This is a genomic window from Bartonella sp. AD328YNZD, from assembly GCF_042196425.1.
This window is the reverse complement of record NZ_JBHIQG010000541.1, coordinates 1-1,143: the sequence shown is the minus strand read 5'-3', so window position 1 is coordinate 1,143 and position 1,143 is coordinate 1. Positions and strand designations below refer to the sequence as shown.

Below are 1,143 nucleotides of genomic sequence, written 5' to 3'. Positions count from 1 at the left end.
GTGAAAGAAAAGAAAGACCGTGTTGATGATGCTTTGAATGCAACACGTGCTGCTGTTGAAGAAGGTATTGTTGCTGGAGGTGGTACCGCATTGTTGCGTGCAGCAAATGCGTTGACCGTTAAGGGAAGTAATCCTGACCAAGAAGCTGGTATTAGTATCGTTCGTCGTGCTCTACAAGCACCAGCGCGCCAGATTGCAAGCAATGCTGGTGAAGAAGCCGCTATTATTGTGGGCAAAGTGCTGGAAAATAATGCTGACACTTATGGTTACAATACCGCAACTGGTGAATTCGGTGATTTGATTGCTTTGGGAATTGTTGATCCTGTGAAAGTTGTGCGTTCTGCTCTTCAGAATGCGGCTTCAATTGCGAGCCTTCTGATCACAACAGAAGCAATGGTTGCTGAAGTTCCAAAGAAAGATACACCAATGCCTCCGATGCCTGCTGGCGGAATGGGTGGAATGGGCGGAATGGATTTCTAAGCTTTTTTCCATAGAAATAATAAAGAAACGGGTCTTCTGGGCCCGTTTTTTTTTATGCTTTTTCACGTTTAGCAACTTTACGTTTTTCAACTGGTGAATTCGGTGATTTGATTGCTTTCAAGAATTGTTGATCCTGTGAAAGTTGTGCGTTCTGCTCTTCAGAATGCGGCTTCAATTGCGAGCCTTCTGATCACAACAGAAGCAATGGTTGCTGAAGTTCCAAAGAAAGATACACCAATGCCTCCGATGCCTGCTGGCGGAATGGGTGGAATGGGCGGAATGGATTTCTAAGCTTTTTTCCATAGAAATAATAAAGAAACGGGTCTTCTGGGCCCGTTTTTTTTTATGCTTTTTCACGTTTAGCAACTTTACGTTTTTCAACTGGTGAATTCGGTGATTTGATTGCTTTCAAGAATTGTTGATCCTGTGAAAGTTGTGCGTTCTGCTCTTCAGAATGCGGCTTCAATTGCGAGCCTTCTGATCACAACAGAAGCAATGGTTGCTGAAGTTCCAAAGAAAGATACACCAATGCCTCCGATGCCTGCTGGCGGAATGGGTGAAATGGGCGGAATGGATTTCTAAGCTCTTTTCCATAGAAATAATAAAGAAACGGGTCTTCTGGGCCCGTTTTTTTATGCTTTTTCACGTTTCATACAGTTTTTC

At 43.6% G+C, this 1,143-nt stretch carries 1 protein-coding gene and 2 pseudogenes; all 3 read left to right on the top strand.

The genetic code is table 11. From position 1 onward, the window contains the following. The coding region (locus tag ACFIO3_RS13505) for a TCP-1/cpn60 chaperonin family protein (protein ID WP_375704631.1) at nt 1-480 on the top strand (480 nt) is incomplete at its 5' end. 86 nt (nt 481-566) lie between these two features. After that, nucleotides 567-771: pseudogene (groEL, locus tag ACFIO3_RS13500) on the top strand (chaperonin GroEL); the annotation flags it as partial. An 89-nt stretch (nt 772-860) separates the two neighbouring features. Next, a pseudogene (groEL, locus tag ACFIO3_RS13495) lies at nt 861-1,062 on the top strand (chaperonin GroEL); the annotation flags it as partial. Between the last annotated feature and the right edge of the window lie 81 nt (nt 1,063-1,143).